This window comes from Streptomyces sp. NPDC050287 (assembly GCF_044459385.1).
Lineage (GTDB): Bacteria > Actinomycetota > Actinomycetes > Streptomycetales > Streptomycetaceae > Streptomyces.
Map to the genome: position 1 here is coordinate 552,878 of NZ_JBITIY010000005.1, position 20,913 is coordinate 573,790.

Genomic DNA, 20,913 nt, shown 5'->3' on the forward strand with positions numbered 1-20,913 from the left:
GGTCAACTCCTCGGGGAAGGCCGGGCGTCGGTGTCTTCAGGGACGCGGACGAAGGCGGTGGCATGCGGCTCGGCCGACGGGCGGTCCTTGAGGCCGAGTACGTCGGGGCAGCGCGCGTCGTCGGGGGCGACGACGAGGTGCCGGGCGTAGAAGCTGTCGAAGAAGGACAGGACGAACATCGGCAACAGGGTCCAGATCGCCACCTGCTCCAGCGGCCGGTTACCGGTGAGTGAGGCGATGATGACCACCACGAACACGTTCGAGCAGGTCATGGCGATGCAGCCGTCGAGCGTCTGGACGTGGCGTCGACGCCTGGGCGGGGCGGCAACGAGCCTCAGGCCGGCGGCGATGCCCATGGCGATCGGCGCGCAGGTGCTGAAACCGTCCAGGCCGAGTTTGAGGCAGACCGGCACGACGAACGCGGGATGAACGCCGCCGTCAGACACTCCGGCCCGGGTACGGGCAGGTGGCCGCAGCCTGGTCCCGTCCCGCCCCGGCGCCCGGCGCGCCGTGGTCGGCGGCCAGCGGGCGGCCCTCGGTGTCATGCCGGGCGAAGTACGTCGCGGCGGGCCTGGTGCGGCGGGCGTCCAGCACCATCCAGGTCCCGAGCACCAGTTGCAGCAGACTGCGTCCGACATCCTCGGCCCGATCGCGGACAGTCAGTGCGGTGCGCAGGACGCGCCTCGTTCCTTCCGCGACCGGCCGGTCCCGGGGCAGGAGCAGACAGGGAGCGCGGTGCGGGATGGAGCGGGTGTGGCTGACAGGCGAGTCGAGCACGTACCGGGCCAGCACCTCGCGGGTCGCGGCACGCATGACGACCGGTGCGAGGCGCCAGGCGGGACAGGGCCGGTTGGTGGCGACGCCGAAGGGGATGTGGCGGGCGTTCTTGACGGAGAGGGAAGCCCAGCGTCCGGGGTCGAAGCGCTCGGGATCGGCGTAGCCGGTGGCCTGGTAGTCGGGATAGCTGAAGGTGAGGACGGAGCCCGCCGGGATGGTGGGCAGACCGTCGAGGGTGATGTCCGCGGTGGTGATGCGATGGGCCACCCCGAACAGCGGGAACAGCCGGAACGTCTCGTTCATGACGTACGACAGATAACGGTCGTCGTCGGGTGTGGCCACCGCCTTCTCCTGTACCTCCGGGTGCTGGGCGAGGACGAGCAGGAGATGGGCCATCGCCTCCGACATCTGGACGACCGCGGTGTTGAAGAAGGTGCCCTGGAGGTAGAACGCCTGCTGGCGGGGGGAGAGCCCGGCGGGCAGTTCGTGCGGTACGTCACCGGCGGCCAGTCGGCGCAGCAGATAGCGGGTCAGCCGGTTCCTGCGGCGCATGCGGCGCAGCCGGGTGCACTTGAGCGCGTTGACCACGTCCTCGGCGTTGGCGACGATCAGCCGCCGGGCCTCGGCCGGACAGGGCTCCTGGAACACCAGCTCGTAGAAGAACTCGGCCCATACCGGCATCATCAGGTCGCGCAGCCGCACGGACCGGACGCGACCCGTATGCGCTGTCTCCAGAACGCGCCGGGTGGTCCGTGCCGCGGCGGCGTACAGTTCGGCGGACGGGCCGGAGAGGATGGCGAGCGTCCGCCGGGCCACCTCGTCGTAGCGGGCGCCGGCCTCCAGGTGCTCCTGGTGGACGTCGGCGCCAGGCGCGAGCCAGTACCAGAACAGGTCGGACAGCGCCGCGCCCTTGCTGCGGCCCCCGGCGGCGGCATGGCCGTAGATCTCCTGGAAGCGGTCGGGGCCGAAGACGGCGTTGGGGAAGCGCATGCCCTCGGGGCCGTTGACGCGGGCGAAGATCCTCATCCGCAGGGCGACGACCCGTCCGGGCAGCCAGGCTGGGGAGGACAGCAGCAGCGCGCCGCCCGCGGCCAGCGCCGCTGCCCTCTTCCGGCTCACCATGTCCGCTCTCCCGTCCCCGGACGGCGCGGGAACCCGCGCGCGACCACCTGGTCGGCCGTGAGGTCCCGGGGCCGGTGTCCGCCGCAGAGGGCGAGCACCCGGCCGAAGTCCTCGCGCAGTGCCGTCAGCACCTCGCGCACACCGTCCTCGCCGCCCGCCGCCAGGGCCCACAGCACGGGGCGCCCCACACCGACGGCCCGTGCTCCGAGGGCCAGGGCCAGGGCGATGTCGGTGCCCCTGCGCACCCCGCCGTCCATGAGGACCGGCACGCGTCCGGCGACGGCCTCGGCAACGGCCGGGAGCGCCTCGACCGACGCCGGAGCGGCATCGAGCTGCCGTCCCCCGTGGTTGGACACGAGCAGCGCGTCCACGCCCTGCTCGACGGCCACCCGCGCGTCCTCGGGATGCAGCACGCCCTTGAGGACGAGCGGCAGGTCGGTCAGCTCGCGCAGCCGCCACAGGTCGTCCCAGCCGGCCGGCCACATGGCGATGTCACGCGTGCTGCCGGCCGCGGCACCGGGCAGGTCCCGCATGTTCTCGGCCGCGAGACCGGGCGGCAGGTCGTGGAAGCCGTTGCGCAGGTCCCGGTGGCGGGTGCCGAAGACAGGAGAGTCGACGGTGACGACGAGCGCGGAACAGCCCGCCCGCTCGGCCCGGTGAACGAGTGCGGCGGTGACCTCGTGCTCCGGTTGCAGATACAGCTGGAACCAGACCACGGCCTCCTGGTCTGTCGCGCGGGCCGCGGCGACGACGTCCGCGGCGGCGGTGGTGGCGGCCATGCTGGTCACCAACGGGATGCCGGTCGCGGCGGCGGCGCGCGCGGTGGCCAGTTCGCCGTCGGGATGGGCCAGACGGTGGAAGGCGGTCGGCGAGACGAAGAGCGGCGCCGGCCACTCCCGGCCCAGCACGCCCACCCGGGTGTCGCGATCGGCGCCGCCGCGCAGCACCCGGGGGAGCAGGGCCAGCCGGCCGAAGGCGTCCTCGTTCTCCCTGAGCGCCGTCTCCTCGCCCGCGCCGCCGGCGAAGAAGTCGTAGTGCTCCGGACTCAGTTCTTTGCGGGCCAGGCGTGCCAGTTCGGCCGGATCGTGCGGACGGCCGGTCCCCGGTCCGGTCATGCCTGGGGCACGGCGAGTTTCCCGCCCGCCGAGAGATCGTCCCCGACGGACAGCCGGGAGCCGAGGAAGGAGCGCAGCGGGCCGACGTGAACGTCCGGGTTGTCCCACTCGTTCTCCAGGTTCTCCGTGATGTGGTGCTCGGCGACGGGCTTGCCGGTGCCGTCCGGCAGGAACTGCCGTACCGCGGGGTGGAGATAGCGCGCGTCGAGGCCGCCGGTGTCCTGCTGGGGCGTCCTGCTGACGGTGACGTCGAAGGGGTCGACCTGGTCGTGGTCGGCGCCGTACTCGAGCGTGACGGTGAAATAGGAGGCCAGGTCCCCGAACTCGCCCCGGGCGGCGGCCTCGTGCAGGTACGCCACCGGAACCTCGTCGTAGTAGCGCACCTCACCGTCGGTGCCGACCAGCACCGCGTCGCCGAGGAACCCGAACAGCTGCCACAGGGCCGAGGTGCGGTTGACCCGCGTGACGACCGCGTCGCTCACGGGGCCCGCGGCGGCGGGCAGGACGGTGTGCGGCCATTCCCGGTCGTGGTAACGGCGTTCGAGTATGCGGCTCAGCGCCTTCGCCCCGTACCGGAAACCGTGGATGAAACCACTGGTGGACTTCTTGAAGTCGAGAGACTGGGTGATGGTGCCGGCGAAATAAAGATCGGGCACGTTCACGGATTCCCACGCATGGGTGAGCTGCGGAAAGCGGTCCTTGATGACGAGATCGGGACGGCAGTCGTCGTCGAATATGGAGGCATCAAAACGGAATCCGGTGGCCAGAATGACCCGGTCGTACGGGATGTCCTTCACCACTTCCGCGACGCGCGAGAACTTCACGCTCACGAGATAGGTGCCATCGGGTTTCCGTGCTATCCGCAGGATGTCGCCGTCCAGTACGGCGTTCTGGGACTTGAGCTGATAAGTGTCCAGGAAATTGTTGTTGACGGCCCGCAAATGTCCGACGAAATGTGTCCGCCAGGCCAGTTTGAGCGAGCCAGGTCCGGCAACGTGGATGACAGCGGCGGTCTCGATGAGATTGTCGGCGGTTTCGAAGGCGGAATTACCGCGCCCGATGACGAGTACGCGCTGGTCGGTGAAGTCGGCAGGGTCGACGGTCACCGTGTCGTAGCGTTCGGCTTCCTCGGCGCCCTCGATGGGCGGTACATACGGCCGCGAGACGCCCGTGGCGACGATGACCCGCCGGGCCCGGAGAACGTTGCCGTGCTGATCCGTCGCCGTGAACGGGCCGCCTCGGGGCCGGGTGATGCGGGTGACACGGGTGTTGAAGCGGATGTGCAGTCTCTGCGTCCGCGCGAAGTCCGCCAGGTAGCGGACGAAGTCGTCAGCCGGGGGGAAGTACCGCGGGGAGTAGGTGGTGAAGAGCGGGCCCTCGTCCGAGAGGAGGGAGTTCCAGTCGACACGCAGGCGCATTTCCGGATCGCTCCAGCCGGTGTGCACCTTGTTGGACGAGATAAGTGTCCGATGTCGGGGAAAACGGGTGAAGAAAGCTCCCGGCGCGTTGCTCTCCTCCACGATGAGGTAATCCCTGCCGTTTTTCTCCAGGAAGTACCCGACTTGCAGGCCCGCAGGGCCACCGCCGATGACGAGATAGTCAACCTGTCCTAAATCAGACATGAGGTCGTCCTGCCTTCCGTGAGGGCGGGAAAACGGTACTTGCCTGTTAAAGCACAGAGCCACCCCGCTTCCATGTGATGTAGGTCACACACCTCTCGGGGTGGTGTATTTGCCCTGTCGGTTAACGTGAGACGTCATTGGCGGCCGAGTGCACCCATCCGCCGTTCGGCATGGTCGAATTCCAGCCATCCACACCGGCTTTACGTCGGTTGTTTCCGGCCCAGAGTGGAGACGAAGTGGACGACAAGTCCGGGGAAGTCTTTCCGCAAGCGTTCGTCGACGCGTTCCGCGCCGCCTCCGATCTGCCCGCTTTCGAGTACCGGGGACGCGCGGTCACCAGGGGAGAGGTGCTCGTCCTGATCGCCGGGTTCGTGCGGGGACTGCGGGGTGCGGGCCTGACCGCCGGAGCCCGCGTGGCCCTGGACACCGGTGTCACACCGGAGGCGTTCGCGGTGCGTGTCGCCGCCCATGTCGTCGGCTGTCAGGTGGTCGGGCTGCGCCCCGGGCTGACCCGCGAACACCTCCGTGACATCCTCGCCCGCGACGTCGACGCCGTGGTGACGGACGACGCCGCGAGCCGGCCCGAACTGGCCGCCGAGGCGGGCGGCATACCACTGCTGGAGACCGGCGGCGCGCTCCGGCCACCGGAGGGCTTCGCGCCCGTCCCCGACGACCTCACGCCGCGAGGTGACCGGAACGGCATCGGCGTCATCCACCTCACCAGCGGGAGCACCGGCCGGCCCAAGGGCACGATGGTGACCTACGGCGCCCTGTCCGAGGGCTGGAGTCTGCAGCCCGCCCGCTGGACCGACCGCACCCGACGCCTCGCGGCGCGGTACGCACGCTTCCTGCTCTTCGGCACGCTCACCAGCGCCGTCATGTTCGAGCACCTGGGCCTGTCGCTGCTGGGCGGGGGCACCGCCGTCATACCGGAACAGCCCCTGGACTTCCCCGACGTGTTCGCCGACCGGCGCATCACCGCCTGCATGACGACGGTGCCGCGCCTGTACGGCATCCTCGACGCGGTGCGCGACCGGACCGTGGACACGAGCAGTCTGCGCGCCCTCGTCGTGGCCGGTTCCCCCCTTGCCCCGCACCGGCTGACCGAGGCGGCCCAGTTGCTCGGGCCCGTGGTCCACCATGCCTACGGCCAGACGGAGACGGGCATGCTCACCGTCCTCGAACCCGAGGAGCTTGTTGCCGACCCCGGCCTCGCCGACAGTGTCGGACGCGCTCTCGACACCGTCGATATGACCGTGCGCGACCAGGACGGCCGGGACCTGCCCGTGGACCGGACGGGCGAGGTGTGGGTGCGGATGGCGGACGCGTTCTGCGGTTACTGGGAGGACCGGCGGGAGAGCGCGGAGGTTCTGCGGGACGGCTGGGTCCGCACCCGGGACCTCGGCCGGCTCGACGCACGTGGGTACCTGCGTCTGACCGGACGCACACGCGACATCGTCATCGTCAACGCCATCCTTCACTACGCGGGCCCCATCGAGCGCGTCCTCGCCTCCCACCCCGACGTCGACCAGGCGTATGTCGTCGGGGTTCCGGACGACCGGACCGGTGAGGCCATCCACGCTTTCGTGGTTCCGCAGCCCGGAGGCGCGCCGGAGGCAGACGCACTGGTCAAGCTGGTGGCCCGGGAACTGGGCGAGGCCAGCGTCCCGGTCCGTGTCATCACCATCACCGAGGTTCCCGTCGCACCCAGCGGCAAGCCGGACAAGGCCGCCCTGCGTGCGCTGCTCGAAACCCCCTGAGAGACCGTTTCCTCTCGATGTCTCGTCGTGGAAATTGTGTGTGGTCCCGTGATGTCGGCCGTGTGAGAAGGCGGTCGTTTCGCCGGTGAGGCGCCGGGCCATCAGGTCGGTCCGAGCGGCTGCGGGAGCAGTTCGGGGGGTTGGCGGTTCCGCACCAGCATTCAGTGGCGAAAGATACCGCGTGAGTTCGGCCCCTGGGCGACGGTCTACGGCCGCTTCCGGGTCCGGAGGAACGCCGGCGTTGGTCTGCGAGGGCAAGTCACCGCCGAGCAGGGGAGCGGGGTCCATCACGGTGGCGCGGATGGCGCGAGGTGTCAACGTCTCGTGTCCCTGTGGCCGGTACCCCAACGTCTCAGGGACGACGGCACGCGCCCGCCCGGAGTTGTCAGTGCAGCAACCGCTTCTCCTTGGCGACCGCCACCGCTCCGGCCCGGGTTTCCACCCCCAACTTGCCGTAGATGCGGCCGAGATGGGTCTTGACGGTCGCCTCGCTGATGAACAGGGCCCGGGCGATCTCCCGGTTGCCGAGGCCTCGGGCGAGCTGTTGGAGGATCTCCTGCTCGCGCGGGGACAGGGCGGGGTGCGGGCTGCGCAGCCGGATCAGGAGCCGGTCGGCGACGGGGGCGGACAGTGCGCTGCGGCCGGCGGCGGCGTTGCGGATGGCCGTGAACAGTTCCTCGGGCTGTTCGGCCTTGAGGAGGTAGCCGGTGGCGCCGGCCTCGATGGCACGGGTGACGTCGGCGTCGGTGTCGAACATGGTGAGCACCAGGACCCGCGGACCGGCCGGGCCGTCCTCGGTCAGGCGCCGGGTGGCCGTCACACCGTCCATGCCGCCGTCCAGCTGGAGGTCCATCAGGACGACATCCGGGTGCAGCCGGGCGGCCATCGCGAGCGCTTCCTCACCGGTGGCGGCCTCACCGACCACGTCGATGCCCTCGGCGCTGGACAGCAGGGCGCGCAGTCCGGCGCGTACGACGGCGTGGTCGTCGCACAGCAGCAGCCGGACAGGGGGCGCGGACACCGGCGTACTCACGAAACGGGCTCCTTCGAGGAGGCGGCGGGGTGCGGGCCTGCCAAGGGTGTCAGGGGGACGGCGGCCGAGACGACCGTGCCCTCGCCAGGCGCGGACTCCACGGTGAGCGTGCCGCCCGCCTGCCGGGCCCGGATCCGCATGGCCGGCAGCCCGTGCCCCCGCTCCCGGTCCGCACCCGGGACGGCCGCGGTGCTCGGGACGTTCCCATCGAAGCCGCGGCCGTTGTCGGCGATGTCCAGAAAGACCTGGTCGTCCAGGCAGGTCAGGGTCACCGCGGCCCGGGTCGCCGCCGCGTGTTCGCGGACATTGGCCAGCGCTCCCTGGGCGATGCGCAGGAGGGCCGCCTCGACCCGTTCCGGCAGCCGGCCCGGGTCGCCGTCGCGCCGGAACTCCACGGTGAGACCGGGACCGCTCTCCCGTTCGGCGAGGGCGGCCAGCGCGCCCGGCAGAGTGTGCTCGGCGAGATCGGCCGGTGCCAGGTCGTGCACGAACCGGCGGGCCTCCGCGAGGTTGCGGGAGGTGATCCGGGCCGCGTCCCGCAGGTGGGCGTGGGCCGTGTCCGGATCGGTTCGCCAGACCCGCTCGGCGGCCTGGAGCAGCATCCGCTGGCTGGACAGGCCCTGGGCGACGGTGTCGTGGATCTCCGTGGCCAGCCGCTGGCGTTCCGCGAGGACACCGGCCCGCCGCTCGGTGACGGCCAGGTCGTGGCGGGTGCGGACCAGATCCTCGATCAGGACGCGCTGCCGGGCCCCTTGGCGCCGCAGATGGACCAGTACGGCGGTGGCGACCGCGGCGACGGCCGGCGGGGCCACCACCATGTTCGGGTTGAGCGAGCCGTCCGCCGCCCGCACCTCGGAGACGACGACCAGGGTGGTGAGCAGAGCCGCGAGCGGCACCGCCAGCCGGGGCGGCAGCGCGTGCAGCCCGGCGAACAGCAGCGGCATCGCGCACCAGGTGGCGCTCGGCGCGATCACCAGGAGGACGACCCACACGGCGGACACCGAACCCAGCCAGGCCAGATGACGGGTGGTCGGAGGTGAGCCGGGGCCGGGGGCGGGCGCCAGGAAGCGTCCGAAAACGTAGATCAGACAGAAGACCGCGAACAGCGTCACCACCCACCCGGTGCGCGCCCCGCCCTGGTCACGGGTCAGGAAACGGACCAACGAGGAGCCGAGCAGCAGGAAGAACGCGACGTCCACGGTCGTGGTCAGCCAGCGCTCGTCGGGATCGGTGTGGTGCATCCTCCGTGTCTAACGCGGCGGACGCCGGATCGCATCAACCGATCGGCTGACATGGGGGACCTGCGAACCGCCCGCCGGCTTGAGCCCGTTGACCGAGCCGGACACCCCGTCCCCGCACCGAGGCTGGTGGCACGGCCCACACCACTCAGGAATCTCAAGGGGACAACCACATGCCCGGCAAGAACCTCACTGTCAACCGCGCCGGTCTCGGCCACCGCATCGGCTACGCCCTGCGCCACCCCGACCGGGTGCCCCGCCATCTGGCCCGCGCCACCCGGGACATGTGGCTGCGCCACCGCCACGCCGACCACGTCTCCTACTACCGGGCGGTGATGCGCTCCGACACCCGCTCCGACCCGGACGCGGCGGTCGGCAGCCGAAACCGGGAGCGGTGGCTGGCACTCGGCGCGATGCAGTTCGACTACCTCCTCGGCCACGGCCTGCGTCCTGAACACCGCATGCTGGAGATCGGCTGCGGCAACCTGCGCGGTGGCTGGCGGTTCATCCGGCACCTGGAGACCGGGCACTACCACGGCATCGACATCTCACCCGACATCCTGGTCGCCGCGCAGGACACCATCGTGCAGATGGGTCTCCAGCAGCGACTGCCCACACTGACCCCTGTCCGCGACCTGACCCTGCGGTTCCTGCCCGACGCCCATTTCGACGTCGTCCACGCGCACAGCGTCTTCTCGCACTCGCCGCTCCCGGTCATCGAGGAGTGCCTCGCCCACGTCGGACGGGTACTCGCTCCGGGCGGCTGGTTCGACTTCACCTTCGACCGCACCGAGGGCGAGGAGCACCATGTGCTGCGGGAGGACTTCTACTACCGCACCGAGACGCTCGTCGCCCTGGCCGAGCGATACGGCCTCAGGGCCCGCTTCATGGACGACTGGGAGCAACTGCCCCACGGCCAGTCCAAGATCCGCGTCACCCACGGGGACGCGACCTGATCAGGCCCGGGCCCGCGACCCGCCCTTCTGCCACGAAGCCCGTGATCCACTCTCCTGCCACGCGGTGATCCACCACCCCCGGAGCACCCCCGTAGGGCCACACCTGTCCAACATCACTGCAGGGGGGTTGTCCGGACATTCCTCGGCCCCTAGGCTCGCTCGGAGCAAGCGCTTTCTGCGTGTGCCCGCACGTTGTCGAGGAGTACCGCATGTCCCCGCTCCCAACCCGCCGCCGCGTCGCCGTGGTCGGCACCGGTGCGATCGTCAGCGGCAGCCACCTGCCCGCGCTCAGAGCCCACGTGGACCGTACGGAACTGGTCGCCGCCGTCGACGTGGACCAGGACCGCCTCGACCGGTTCCGGGAACTCGCGGGCGGCGAGGTCGCCGGATACACCTCGATGGCCGCGATGCTGGACGCCGTGCGCCCTGACCTGGTCCTCATCGGCACCCCGCCCTCCCTGCACCGCGAGCAGACGGTGGCGGCCCTGAAGGCCGGCGCCTGGGTGCTGTGCGAGAAGCCGCTGACCCTGTCGCTCGCCGAGTACGACGAGATCGCGGCGGCCGAGGAGGCCTCGGGGGCGTACGCCTCGGTCGTCTTCCAGCACCGCTACGGATCCGGCGCCGTCCACGCCCGCGAGCTGATCACGAGCGGTGAGCTGGGCGCCCCCAGGGTCGCGCACTGCCAGACCACCTGGCACCGCGACGCCGCCTACTACGCCGTACCGTGGCGCGGAAAGTGGTCCACCGAGGGCGGCGGCCCGACCATGGGCCACGGCATCCACCAGTACGACCTGCTGCTGCACCTGCTCGGCCCCTGGACGGAGATCCGGGCGATGGCCGCGCGCCTGGTCCACGACACCGAGAGCGAGGACGTCTCGACGGCCCTGGTCCGGTTCGAGAACGGCGCCCTGGCCACCGTCGTCAACAGCGTGCTCTCCCCGGACGAGGTCAGCCGCATCCGCATCGACTGCGCCGACGCGACCGTCGAGCTCACCCACCTCTACGGCCACCGCAACGAGGACTGGGTCTACACCCCGGCCCCGCACGTCCCCTCCGAGCGCGCCGAGGCCTGGCGCACCCCCGCCGCGGACGTGCCCAGTTCCCACACCGCGCAGCTCGGCGCGCTCCTCGACGCGTACGACAACGGTGTCAGGCCGCCCACCAGCGGCACCGAGGCCCGCGCCACCCTCGAGTTCGCCGCCGCCCTCTACAAGGCGGCGTTCACGGGCGACCCGGTGCACGCGGGCGAGATCGGCCCCGGCGACCCCTTCTACCCGGCCATGCACGGAGACCACCCCCACTGGGCCCCCAAGGAGCGCGCATGAGCATCCGCGTCAGCCACGTCCACGGCGAGCACATCGCGGTCGAGGCCGCGGACGGCACCGAGATCCTCCGCTACGTCTACCGCCCCGACCCCGACCCCTTCGAGGCGAGCAAGCCCTACGCCCACCCGGTGCGCACCCTCGCCGGACGCACGGTCACCGGCTACCGGCCCAACGACCACCGCTGGCACAAGGGCCTGCAGATGACCGCGAGCCATCTGTCCGGCCAGAACTTCTGGGGCGGCAACTCCTACGTCCACGGCCAGGGCTATCTGCCGCTGCCCGAGCGGGTCGGCTCGATGCGGCACGACGGGTTCCCCGCGTTCACGGTCGACGAGGACCGGCTCGCCTTCACCGAGGAGCTGACCTGGGTGGAGAACGGCGGCGCCGAGTGGGCGCGTGAGGAGCGCGGTCTGACGGTCCACTCGGTCGACGAGGAGACCGGCGCCTGGGCGCTGGACTGGTCGATCCGGCTGACCAATCTCCGCGACGAGCCGCTCGTCTTCGGCTCGCCCACCACCGCGGGGCGCGAGATGGCCGGCTACACCGGTCTGCAGTGGCGCGGTCCGCGCGACTTCACCGGCGGCACGGTCTTCGCCCCGGGCACCGACGCTGACGCGGACAAGCTGATGGGCTCCCAGGGCCCGTGGATCGCCTTCACCACGGAGCACGACGGCGTCGACGGGCACTCCACCCTGGTCTTCGCGCACGCCCCCGAGAATCTCGACCACCACTGCGCCGTGCACGAGTCGCACTGGTTCGTGCGCTCCGAGCCGTTCCCGACGGTCGCGTTCTCCTGGGCGTTCTTCGAGGAGTTCGAGCTGCCGCCCGGCGAGTCCTTCGCCTACCGCTACCGGGTCGTCGTCGCGGACGGCGCCTGGGACGGCGACCGCGTCGGCGCGTACCTGGAGGGGCTGCCGTGGTGAACGATCCCACCCCCGTGAAGCCGGCCCTTCCGCACCCCCTGCCCGGCGCGGTCGGACTGTCCCACCTCAGCGCCTACGACTGGGAGGCCGCCGACGGAGTCTGCGGAGGCAGCCCCCATCTGCATCTGGTGTGCACGGAGGCGTACGTCGTCACCGGCGGCCGGGGCGCGGTGCAGACGCTCAGCCCCGACGGCTACCGGGACATCCCCCTTCAGGCGGGCTCGGTCGCCTGGTTCACGCCGGGCACCGTGCACCGCATGGTGCAGGGCGGCGATCTGCGGATCACCGTGCTGATGCAGAACAGCGGGCTGCCCGAGGCCGGGGACGCCGTCTTCACGTTCCCGCCCGAGGTGCTGGCCGACCCCGAGAGGTACGCGGCGGCGGCGACCCTCCCGCCCGGCACGGGACAGGAGACGGCGGCGGCAGCCCGGCGCCGCCGCGACCTCGCCGTCGAGGGCTACCTCGTTCTGCGCGAGGCCCTGGTCGGCGGCGACAACGGCCCGTACGTCGCATTCCAGCGCGCCGCCGCCCGGCTGGTGCGCGCCAAGGTGCCCGCCTGGCGCGAGCTGTGGCGGGCCGGTGCGCTGGCCACCGCCGAACGCACCGGCGCCCAGCTCGACGCGCTGGCGGACGGCGCACCGGCGTATCTCGACGAGGCCACCGCCTACGAGGCCGCACCCACCCGGCTCGGCGGCTTCGGGATGTGCGGCCGCCGGGACGAGTACAACCTGCCCGGGACGACGCTGCCGTACCAGGGCGAGTAGCAGGGGCAGCAAGGGGCAGCAAGGGGGAGCAAGTGGGCTCAGGGGGGCCGTGAAGAAGGTCCGAGGAAGGAAAGAGGTGACCTCGGCATGCCCGGACACAGGACAAAGGGGTTCTGCGCATCGGCCGCCGCACTCGCGCTCTGCGCGGTGCTGGCCGGGTGCGGGGGATCCGGGGAGTCGGTCGGCGGCGGCAAGGCCGTGCTGCGCTACACGTGGTGGGGCAACCCCGACCGCGCGGAACGCACCGAGCAGGCCGTCGCCCTGTTCGAGAAACGCCATCCGAACGTGCAGGTGCAGACGTCGTTCTCGGGGTACGACGCCTACAAGCAGAAGCTCGCCGTCCAGGCCACCGGCGGTGACGCACCCGATGTGATGCAGCTCGACTACCGCCAGATCGACCAGTACGCCTCCGGCGGCGTCCTGCTCGACCTGGCGAAACAGAAGGCCGTCCTGCACACCGCCGAGATCGACCCCGGCCTGCTGGCCACCGGCCGGGTGGACGGTACCCAGTACGCGATCCCGCAGGGCCGCGGCACCGAGACCGTCGTCTACGACGTCAAGACCTGGAAGGCGTCGGGCGTCCCGCTGCCGCGCCAGGGCTGGACATGGAGCGACTGGGCCGGCGCCGTGCGCGAGTTGGCGAAGAAGACCGGCAAACCCGGCGCCACCGACCCGGGCCAGAGCGAGGACGCCTTCGAGGTCTGGCTGCGCGGCCGGGGCAAGGCCCTCTACACGAAGGACGGCGGACTCGGCTTCACCGCCGATGATCTGACCCAGTGGTGGACCTTCGCCGACAAGCTGCGCCGCGAGGGCGCGGTATCGCCCGCCGAGCAGACCACCCAGCTCGACGGCTCCGTCGAGAACACCCCGCTCGGCCGCGGCAAGGCCGTCAGCGACTTCAACTGGGATGCCCCTGCCAGCGGTTACCTCGCCCTCATCCCGGACGGGGTCGCCCTCGCGCCCATGCCGTCCGGCGAGGACGGCACACCCGGCCAGTACTTCAAGCCGTCCATGTTCCTCGGCGTCTCCGCCCACACCGGCCATCCGAAGGAGTCGGCCGAGCTCGTCGACTTCCTCCTCAACGACCAGGACGCGGCGAAGATCCTCGGCGCCACCCGCGGCATCCCCGTCAACGAGACCATCCGGGAACGGACCGCCTCCCAGCTCAAGGACTTCGACAAGACGGTCGCCGACTTCCAGTCGTCCCTCGAAGGCACCCTCAAGGATCCGCCGCAGGCCCCGCCCTCCGGGGACAACGCCCTGCAGACCACCTTCCAACGCGACTACGACCAGGTGTCGTACGAGCGCATGTCGCCCCGCGAGGCGGCCGAGAACTACGTCACCGAGGCGAAGGCGGAGCTGAGGTCATGACCACCACCGACGTCCCCGCACCCACCGCACGGCCGAAGCGGCCCGACGCCGCCCCGAAGCGCCGCCCCAAGCGGGAACGGGAGGGTGCCGCATGGGTGTTCCTGTCCCCGTGGGTCCTCGGCGCGAGCGTCCTGACTCTGCTCCCGATGGCCGTGTCCCTGTATCTGTCCTTCACCGACTACAACCTCTTCGACCCACCCCACTGGATCGGCCTGCGCAACTACACGCAGATGTTCACCGAGGACCCGCGCTACTGGCGCTCGGTCCTGACGACCCTGACGTACGTCGTCATCGCCGTCCCCCTCCAACTGGCGCTCGCCCTCGTCGTTGCGCTCGCCCTGAAGTCGATGAAGCGCGGCAAGGCCTTCTACCGGTCCGCGTTCTACGCCCCCTCACTGCTCGGCGCCTCCATGTCGGTCGCCCTCGTGTGGCGGGCGATCTTCAACGACGGCGGCACGGTGGACAACCTCCTCGGCACCGGCGGCTGGGTCAACAAGCCCGGCTGGGCGCTGCTGGCGGTGGCACTGCTGACGGTGTGGCAGTTCGGTGCGCCGATGGTCATCTTCCTCGCGGGCCTGCAGCAGATACCCGCCGAGCTGTACGAGGCGGCCGCCGTCGACGGGGCAGGAAAGTGGCGGCAGTTCGTGTCCGTGACCGTGCCGATGCTGTCCCCGGTGCTGTTCTTCAACCTGGTGCTGCAGACCATCCAGGCCTTCCAGGTGTTCACGCCCGCCTTCGCCGTCAGCGCCGGCAAGGGCGGCCCCGCCGACTCGACCCTCTTCTACACCCTCTACCTCTACGACCGCGGCTTCGTCGCCTCCCACATGGGCTACGCCTCCGCCATGGCCTGGGTGCTGCTGCTCGCCATCGGCGCCGTCACCGCGGTGCTGTTCCGCACCTCGCGCTCCTGGGTCTTCTACGCGTCCGAGGGGGACCGATGACCACCGTGTCAACCACCACCGCCGGCAAGCCCGTTCGCTGGGGCCGGCTCGCGCTCCACCTCGGCTGCCTGGCCGCCCTGCTGGTCATGCTCTACCCGCTGGCCTGGCTGCTCGCCACCTCGCTCAAGCCCGCCGACGAGGTCATCGCCAGCCTCAACCTGCTGCCCAGCCACCTGGAGTGGTCGAACTACACGACCGCCTTCGACGGCGTGAACGACCTCTCCGTCTGGCGGCTGCTGTCCAACTCGCTGCTGATCGCGGGCGGCGCGGTCCTCGGCAACGTGATCAGCTGCTCGCTCGCCGCCTACGCCTTCGCCCGCCTCAGGTTCCGCCTGCGCGGCCCGCTGTTCGCCTTCATGATCGCCACGATCATGCTGCCGCACCACGCGGTCCTGATCCCGCAGTACATCATCTTCAACCAGCTCGGCCTGGTGAACACCTACTGGCCCCTCATCCTTCCGAAGTTCCTCGCCACGGAGGCGTTCTTCGTCTTCCTCATCGTGCAGTTCATGCGCGGTCTGCCGCGTGAACTGGAGGAGGCGGCCCGCATCGACGGGTGCGGCCCCTTCCGGAGCTTCTTCCTGGTGATCCTGCCGCTCACCCGGCCCGCGCTCATCACCACGGCGATCTTCACCTTCATCTGGACCTGGAACGACTTCTTCACCCAGCTCATCTACCTCTTCGACCCGGACAAGTTCACGCTCACGCTCGCCCTCAGGTCGTTCGTGGACGCCTCCAGTCAGTCGTCGTTCGGCCCGATGTTCGCGATGTCGGTGATCGCGCTGCTGCCGATCGTGCTGTTCTTCCTCGCCTTCCAGCGGTTCCTGGTGGAGGGCATGGCCAGCTCCGGACTCAAGGGGTGAACGGGGATGAGTGGGATGCAGACGCGTGAGCCGGGCGAGGTCTTCGGGCCGCGGATGACCCTGTTCGCCGACGTGCTGAGCGTCGGCGTCGTCACGGCGGTGATGTGCCTGCCCGTGGTGACGGTCCCGGCCGCGCTGTCCACCGCGTGCGCGGTGCTGCGGGGCGCGGGGGAGGGACAACCCGCCACCGCGGGACGGTACTTCGCTGTCCTACGGCGCCGGCTGCGGGCCGGTGACGTGGCGGCCGGGCTGGTCGCCTTGGCGGGGGCGCTGCTGCTGGTCGCGGACCTGGCGCTGGCCGGGGCCGGGCTGCCGGGGGCACCGCTGTTCGCCGTGGTGGCAGCCGCGATCGGCGTGGGCGCCCTGGTGGTGGGCCTGAGGGCCTGTGCCCGCCCCGAGTCGCTCAGCGACTGGCCGGCCGCCGTGCGCGAGGCGGCGCGGGACGCCGTACGGGACATCGGCGGTTCCGGTCTGGTGCTGCTGGCGGTGGCGACGGCGGCGCTGTGCGCGTGGATGCTGGTGCCGCTCGCGTTCCTGGCTCCCGGCCCACTGGCGATGGCGCTGGCCGCGATCGACGTGCGGAGGTCCTGACACCAGGTCAGTACCAGCTGGTTCCGTCCGGTTCACTTCCAGCTGGTTTCCGTCCGGTTCACCCTCTCCTCTGCTCTTCTGTCCGAGAGTTAACGGGCCATTAGGGTGCATGAGGTGTGAAGGTGTCATCGCGTTGTCAATCATCTTGTCATGAACCTGCGGCCCGACAGGCGGGCCGCGGTCTCATGGAGGTGTGGGATGCACCGCAGACTCGCCACCGGACTGGCCGCCTCGACCCTGGCCCTCGTCACCGTCGTCGGCACGGCGGCCGCCGCCGACGCCGCTCCCGCCGACAAGCCGCAGATCCTCGCGAGCTGGACCCAGACCGGCGCGTCCAGCTACAACACCTGGGCCGCCGCCCGCGCGAACCAGGCCGCCTGGAGCGCCTACGCGTTCGACTGGACCACCGACTACTGCTCCTCCTCGCCGGACAACCCGTTCGGCTTTCCCTTCCGGATGTCCTGCGCCCGGCACGACTTCGGCTACCGCAACTACAAGACCGCGGGCACCTTCAGCGCCAACAAGTCACGTCTCGACAGCGCCTTCTACGAAGACCTCAAGCGGGTGTGCGCCGCGTACACGGGCGGCACGAAGACCGCCTGCAACAGCACGGCGTGGACGTACTACCAGGCCGTGAAGGCCTTCGGCTGACGCCATGTCCGGCCGGGGGGGCATCCTCCGGTCGGACGGTCCAGCCCGCGGGCCGGCACCGCGCACGAGGCGCAGGTTCGCCCGTTTCCTGCATACGGCGCCGACCGGCCGCCGTCCCGCGCCATGGCCTCGGCGGCCGGTCAGCCCAGTGCCCGGTCCAGGTTGAAGGCGGCGCTGATCAGGGCGAGATGCGTGAACGCCTGCGGGAAGTTGCCCTGTTGCTCACCGGTGTGGCTGATCTCCTCGGCGTACAGGCCCAGATGGTTGGCGTAGGTGAGCATCTTCTCGAAGGCCAGCCGTGCCTCGTCGATCCGCCCGGCATGGACCATGGCCTCGACGTACCAGAACGAGCAGATGGAGAACGTGCCCTCGTCGCCGCGCAGTCCGTCGGGGCTCGCCAGCGGGTCGTAGCGGTAGACCAGCGAGTCCGACACCAGGTCCTCGGTGAGGGCGTCCAGCGTGGACAGCCACTTCGGGTCAGTGGGCGCGATGAACTTCGTCAGCGGCATCATCAGCACCGCCGCGTCGAGCACGTCACCGTCCTCGTGCTGCACGAACGCCTGGCGGCTCTCCGACCAGCCCTTGCTGTGGATGCGCCGGTAGATGGCGTCCCGGCACGTCTGCCAGCGGGCCAGGTCGGCGGGCAGGCCGCGCCGGTTGGCCATTCGGATGCCCCGCTCGATCGCCACCCAGCACATCAGCCGTGAGTACAGGAAGTTCTTGCGGCCGCCGCGGGTCTCCCAGACGCCCTCGTCGGGCTGGTCCCAGTTCTCGCACACCCAGTCCACCAGCGCGGACACATCGTCCCACTGGTCGCTGGAGATCGGCTTGGCCCATTTGTCGTAGAGGTAGATCGAGTCGATCAGCGCCCCGTAGATGTCCAGTTGGAGCTGCTCGGCGGCCCCGTTGCCGATCCGGACCGGCGCGGAGGACCGGTGCCCCTCCAGATGGCCGAGTTCACGCTCCGTCAGATCGGTGCGGCCGTCGATGCCGTACATGATCTGCAGCGGGCCCGAGGGTTTGCCGTCGCCCGGACTGATGTGCTCGGTCAGGAAGTTCATGAACGCCTCGGCCTCGCCGGTGAAGCCCAGCCGCAGCAGCGCGTACACACAGAACGCGGCGTCCCGCACCCACACGTACCGGTAGTCCCAGTTGCGCTCCCCGCCGAGCTGCTCCGGCAGGCTCGTCGTCGGGGCCGCCACGATCGCGCCGGTCGGCGCGTAGGTCAGCAGCTTCAAAGTGAGTGCCGAGCGGTGCACCATCTCCCGCCAGCGGCCACGGTACTTGGACGCGGACAGCCACTTGCGCCAGTAGTCCACCGTGGTGGTGAACTGCTCCTCCGCCTCGACGCGCGCACACCGGCGCGGAGCCACCTCGCCGCCCACCCGGTCCAGGGCGAACACCGCCGACTCGCCCTGGGAGAGCTTGAAGTCGGCGCGCGCGTCCAGGCCGTCGACCTCCAGCGGGACGGTGGCGGTGAGCCCCAGCGACAGCTTGGCGGACTCGAACACCGTGACGTCACCGGCCATGTGCACGGTGTGCGGTTCGGCGCCGTAGTCGAAGCGCGGCGCCACCCGCGTACGGAACGGGATGGAGCCCCGCACGCACAGCACCCGCCGGATCAGCCGGTGGCGTTCGGTCTCCACCGAGCCGCTGTCGACGGGCATGAAGTCCTGGACCTCGCCGACCCCGTCCTCGGTGTAGAAGCGGGTGATCAGCACGTTGGTGTCGGGGAAGTAGAACTGCTTGGTGGTGGCCGGTACGGTCGCCGCCAGTTCGAAGCAGCCGCCCTTGTCCGCGTCCAGGATGGCGGCGAAGACGCTCGGGGCGTCGAAGTCGGGGCAGCAGTACCAGTCGATCGTGCCGTCGGTGCCCACCAGGGCCACGCTGCGCAGGTCGCCGATCAGCCCGTGCTCCGCGATCGGCAGATACCGCGCGTCCCCGGACACCTGCTGTGCGGTCGGTTGTGCGTCCATCGCAGCCTCCATGCCGGCGCGCCCCTCGGCCTCAGCGCCAGCTTAGGCGGGGAAGGACAGCGCGGGGTCGGTAACGCCGCTAGACAGCGACAACCCGTACCCCCGCCTCCTCGAACCGTCGTACCGTCTGCGCGTCGGCCCCCGTGTCCGTGACCAGCGTGTCCACCGTTTCGGCCGCACAGATCCGGGCGAAGGCCCGTCGGCCCAGCTTGCTGGAGTCGGTGGCGACGATCACGCGCTCGGCACGCTCGCACAGCAGCCGGTTGATCGCCGCCTCCGCCTCGTCGTGGGCGGCGGCCCCGTGGAACACGTCGAAGCCGACCACACCGAGCACCGCCACATCGAGGGTGATCTGCCCGAGCACCCCGTCAGCGAGTGGCCCGACCAGCTCGTACGACTGCGGGCGGGCGACCCCGCCGGTCAGCACGATCTTGAACTGGGGACGCACCGCCAGCTCGTTCGCGATGTTCAGCGCGTTGGTGACGATCGTCATCGCCGGCGAACCGGACGCCAGATCGCTGCGCACGGCCAGCGCCCGGGCCACCTCGGTGGTGGTCGTCCCGCCGGTCAGCCCCACCGCCTCGCCCGGCGCCAGCAGATCCGCGACCGCCTTCGCGATCCGCTGCTTCTCGGAGGCGTGCCGGGCCGTCTTGTAGCGCAGTGGCAGTTCGTAGGACACTCCGTGCACGACCGCGCCGCCCCGCGTGCGTACGAGCATCTGCTGTTCGGCGAGCTGGTCGAAGTCCCGGCGGATCGTCGCCGACGAGACCGCCAGCTCGACGGCCGCCTCCTCGACGTCCAGCCGGCCGCGCTCGACGAGCAGCTCCAGCAGCGCCTTCCAGCGGGCGTCGCGCGACATCCGCAGCCTCCGTTCCCCGACCGCTCTCGCTCTCCTGGTGACCCTAGCGCACCCTGTTTTTCTTCGAATGCTTGATTGTGCTCGAAACCTCGCTATATCTTGCAAGAAAAATCATCACGGACATCCCCAGGGGAAGGAACGGCATGACCCATGTCGAGGACGAGCTGACCAGCCAGCCCGAGTGCTGGACGCGGGCCGCGGTGGAGGTCCCCAAGCACCGCGGGGCGCTGCCGGCGGCGGGCGAACGGGTCGCGATCGTGGGATGCGGCACCTCGTACTTCATGGCACAGGCCGCCGCCGCACTGCGCGAAGGCGCCGGGCAGGGCGAGACGGACGCCTTCGCCGCGTCCGAGTTCCCGTACGGCCGCTCGTACGACCGTGTCGTCGCGCTCACCCGCTCCGGCACCACCACCGAAGTCCTCGACCTGCTCCGGCAGGTGAAGGGACGCACCCGCACGACCGCGATCACCGCGGACCCGCACACGCCGGTCATGGAGGCCGCCGAGGAGGTCGTCGTCCTCGACTTCGCGGACGAACGCTCCGTCGTCCAGACCCGGTTCGCCACCACCGCCCTGACCCTGCTGCGCGCCCATCTCGGCCTGCACACCGACGCCGTCGTGACCGACGCCCGCACCGCGCTCCGTGCGGAACTGCCCCCAGGCCTCGTCGACTGCAGCCAGTTCACCTTCCTGGGCCGCGGCTGGACCGTGGGACTGGCGAACGAGGCCGGGCTGAAGATGCGCGAGGCCTCCCTCGCCTGGACCGAGGCCTACCCGGCGATGGAGTACCGGCACGGCCCCATCAGCGTCACCACCCACGGCACCGCCACCTGGATGCTCGGCGAGGCACCGGACGGCCTGGCCGAACAGGTCGGTACGACAGGCGCGTTGTGGGTGCCGGGCGGCCTGGACCCGCTCGCCGAACTGGTCCGCGTCCAGCGGCTCGCCGTCGCGGTCGCCGCGGCCCGCGGCCTGGACCCCGACCAGCCCCGCCACCTCGCCCGCTCGGTGATCCTCGCCCCCTGAA

The 20,913-nt window shown here is 70.7% G+C and carries 19 protein-coding genes and 1 pseudogene; 12 read left to right on the plus strand and 8 right to left on the minus strand.

What is annotated here, in order from left to right; translation table 11 throughout:
* Window positions 1-2: 2 nt before the first annotated feature.
* From ACIBK3_RS21115 to ACIBK3_RS21130, 4 genes are read right to left on the minus strand one after another with little or no spacing between them, the layout of a single operon-like run.
* Window positions 3-446 (minus strand): hypothetical protein, encoded by a 444-nt coding sequence (locus ACIBK3_RS21115; protein WP_399367471.1) that lies wholly within the window; start codon window positions 444-446, stop codon window positions 3-5.
* Window positions 439-1,899, minus strand: a complete 1,461-nt coding sequence (locus ACIBK3_RS21120; protein WP_399367473.1) for a cytochrome P450 — start codon at window positions 1,897-1,899, stop codon at window positions 439-441. The genes ACIBK3_RS21115 and ACIBK3_RS21120 overlap by 8 nt, the downstream gene beginning before the upstream one ends.
* On the minus strand, window positions 1,893-3,014 hold the full coding sequence (locus ACIBK3_RS21125) for an alpha-hydroxy acid oxidase (protein ID WP_399367475.1): 1,122 nt from the start codon (window positions 3,012-3,014) through the stop codon (window positions 1,893-1,895). Before ACIBK3_RS21125 ends, ACIBK3_RS21120 begins: the two co-directional genes overlap by 7 nt.
* On the minus strand, window positions 3,011-4,636 hold the full coding sequence (locus tag ACIBK3_RS21130; protein ID WP_399367477.1) for an NAD(P)-binding domain-containing protein: 1,626 nt from the start codon (window positions 4,634-4,636) through the stop codon (window positions 3,011-3,013). Before ACIBK3_RS21130 ends, ACIBK3_RS21125 begins: the two co-directional genes overlap by 4 nt.
* Window positions 4,637-4,872: 236 nt before the next feature.
* Between ACIBK3_RS21130 and ACIBK3_RS21135 the strand changes: the two genes are divergently transcribed.
* Together ACIBK3_RS21135 and ACIBK3_RS21140 are read left to right on the plus strand one after the other, a co-directional pair.
* Entirely contained in the window at window positions 4,873-6,396 is a 1,524-nt protein-coding gene (locus ACIBK3_RS21135; RefSeq protein ID WP_399367479.1) for a class I adenylate-forming enzyme family protein, read from the plus strand.
* Between the two features lie 98 nt (window positions 6,397-6,494).
* Window positions 6,495-6,639 (plus strand): annotated as a pseudogene (locus ACIBK3_RS21140) (transposase); the annotation flags it as partial.
* A 142-nt stretch (window positions 6,640-6,781) separates the two neighbouring features.
* Here the strand turns inward: ACIBK3_RS21140 and ACIBK3_RS21145 are convergent.
* Both ACIBK3_RS21145 and ACIBK3_RS21150 read right to left on the minus strand, forming a co-directional pair.
* Complete coding sequence (locus ACIBK3_RS21145) at window positions 6,782-7,429, minus strand: response regulator (protein WP_399367481.1); 648 nt, start codon at window positions 7,427-7,429, stop codon at window positions 6,782-6,784.
* Window positions 7,426-8,670 (minus strand): sensor histidine kinase, encoded by a 1,245-nt coding sequence (locus ACIBK3_RS21150; protein WP_399367483.1) that lies wholly within the window; start codon window positions 8,668-8,670, stop codon window positions 7,426-7,428. Before ACIBK3_RS21150 ends, ACIBK3_RS21145 begins: the two co-directional genes overlap by 4 nt.
* Window positions 8,671-8,840: 170 nt before the next feature.
* Here ACIBK3_RS21150 and ACIBK3_RS21155 point away from each other — a divergent pair, with 170 nt between their 5' ends.
* From ACIBK3_RS21155 to ACIBK3_RS21195, 9 genes are all read left to right on the plus strand, one after another.
* Entirely contained in the window at window positions 8,841-9,623 is a 783-nt protein-coding gene (locus ACIBK3_RS21155) for a class I SAM-dependent methyltransferase (protein WP_399367485.1), read from the plus strand.
* Between the two features lie 209 nt (window positions 9,624-9,832).
* Entirely contained in the window at window positions 9,833-10,948 is a 1,116-nt protein-coding gene (locus ACIBK3_RS21160) for a Gfo/Idh/MocA family protein (protein ID WP_399367487.1), read from the plus strand.
* On the plus strand, window positions 10,945-11,871 hold the full coding sequence (locus ACIBK3_RS21165; RefSeq protein WP_399367489.1) for a PmoA family protein: 927 nt from the start codon (window positions 10,945-10,947) through the stop codon (window positions 11,869-11,871). Before ACIBK3_RS21160 ends, ACIBK3_RS21165 begins: the two co-directional genes overlap by 4 nt.
* A complete protein-coding gene (locus ACIBK3_RS21170) occupies window positions 11,865-12,635 on the plus strand; it encodes a cupin (protein ID WP_399367491.1) in 771 nt (256 codons plus the stop codon). Before ACIBK3_RS21165 ends, ACIBK3_RS21170 begins: the two co-directional genes overlap by 7 nt.
* Before the next feature lie 87 nt (window positions 12,636-12,722).
* Complete coding sequence (locus ACIBK3_RS21175; protein ID WP_399367493.1) at window positions 12,723-14,006, plus strand: ABC transporter substrate-binding protein; 1,284 nt, start codon at window positions 12,723-12,725, stop codon at window positions 14,004-14,006.
* On the plus strand, window positions 14,003-14,947 hold the full coding sequence (locus ACIBK3_RS21180; RefSeq protein WP_399367495.1) for a carbohydrate ABC transporter permease: 945 nt from the start codon (window positions 14,003-14,005) through the stop codon (window positions 14,945-14,947). The genes ACIBK3_RS21175 and ACIBK3_RS21180 overlap by 4 nt, the downstream gene beginning before the upstream one ends.
* Window positions 14,944-15,810, plus strand: coding sequence for a carbohydrate ABC transporter permease (locus ACIBK3_RS21185; RefSeq protein ID WP_399367497.1), 867 nt, complete (start codon window positions 14,944-14,946; stop codon window positions 15,808-15,810). Before ACIBK3_RS21180 ends, ACIBK3_RS21185 begins: the two co-directional genes overlap by 4 nt.
* Window positions 15,811-15,816: 6 nt before the next feature.
* Window positions 15,817-16,401, plus strand: coding sequence for a hypothetical protein (locus ACIBK3_RS21190; protein WP_399367499.1), 585 nt, complete (start codon window positions 15,817-15,819; stop codon window positions 16,399-16,401).
* 198 nt (window positions 16,402-16,599) lie between these two features.
* Window positions 16,600-17,052, plus strand: coding sequence for a phospholipase (locus ACIBK3_RS21195; RefSeq protein WP_399367501.1), 453 nt, complete (start codon window positions 16,600-16,602; stop codon window positions 17,050-17,052).
* 140 nt (window positions 17,053-17,192) lie between these two features.
* Here ACIBK3_RS21195 and ACIBK3_RS21200 read toward each other — a convergent pair whose 3' ends face one another.
* Both ACIBK3_RS21200 and ACIBK3_RS21205 read right to left on the minus strand, forming a co-directional pair.
* Window positions 17,193-19,028 (minus strand): glycoside hydrolase family 15 protein, encoded by a 1,836-nt coding sequence (locus ACIBK3_RS21200; RefSeq protein WP_399367503.1) that lies wholly within the window; start codon window positions 19,026-19,028, stop codon window positions 17,193-17,195.
* Window positions 19,029-19,107: 79 nt separating this feature from the next.
* Entirely contained in the window at window positions 19,108-19,887 is a 780-nt protein-coding gene (locus ACIBK3_RS21205; RefSeq protein WP_399367504.1) for a DeoR/GlpR family DNA-binding transcription regulator, read from the minus strand.
* Between the two features lie 143 nt (window positions 19,888-20,030).
* On the opposite strand from ACIBK3_RS21205, the gene ACIBK3_RS21210 reads away from it, so the two are divergent.
* Window positions 20,031-20,912 carry an SIS domain-containing protein gene (locus ACIBK3_RS21210; RefSeq protein WP_399367506.1) on the plus strand — a complete coding sequence of 294 codons (882 nt, stop codon included), beginning with the start codon at window positions 20,031-20,033 and terminating at the stop codon, window positions 20,910-20,912.
* Window position 20,913: the final 1 nt, after the last annotated feature.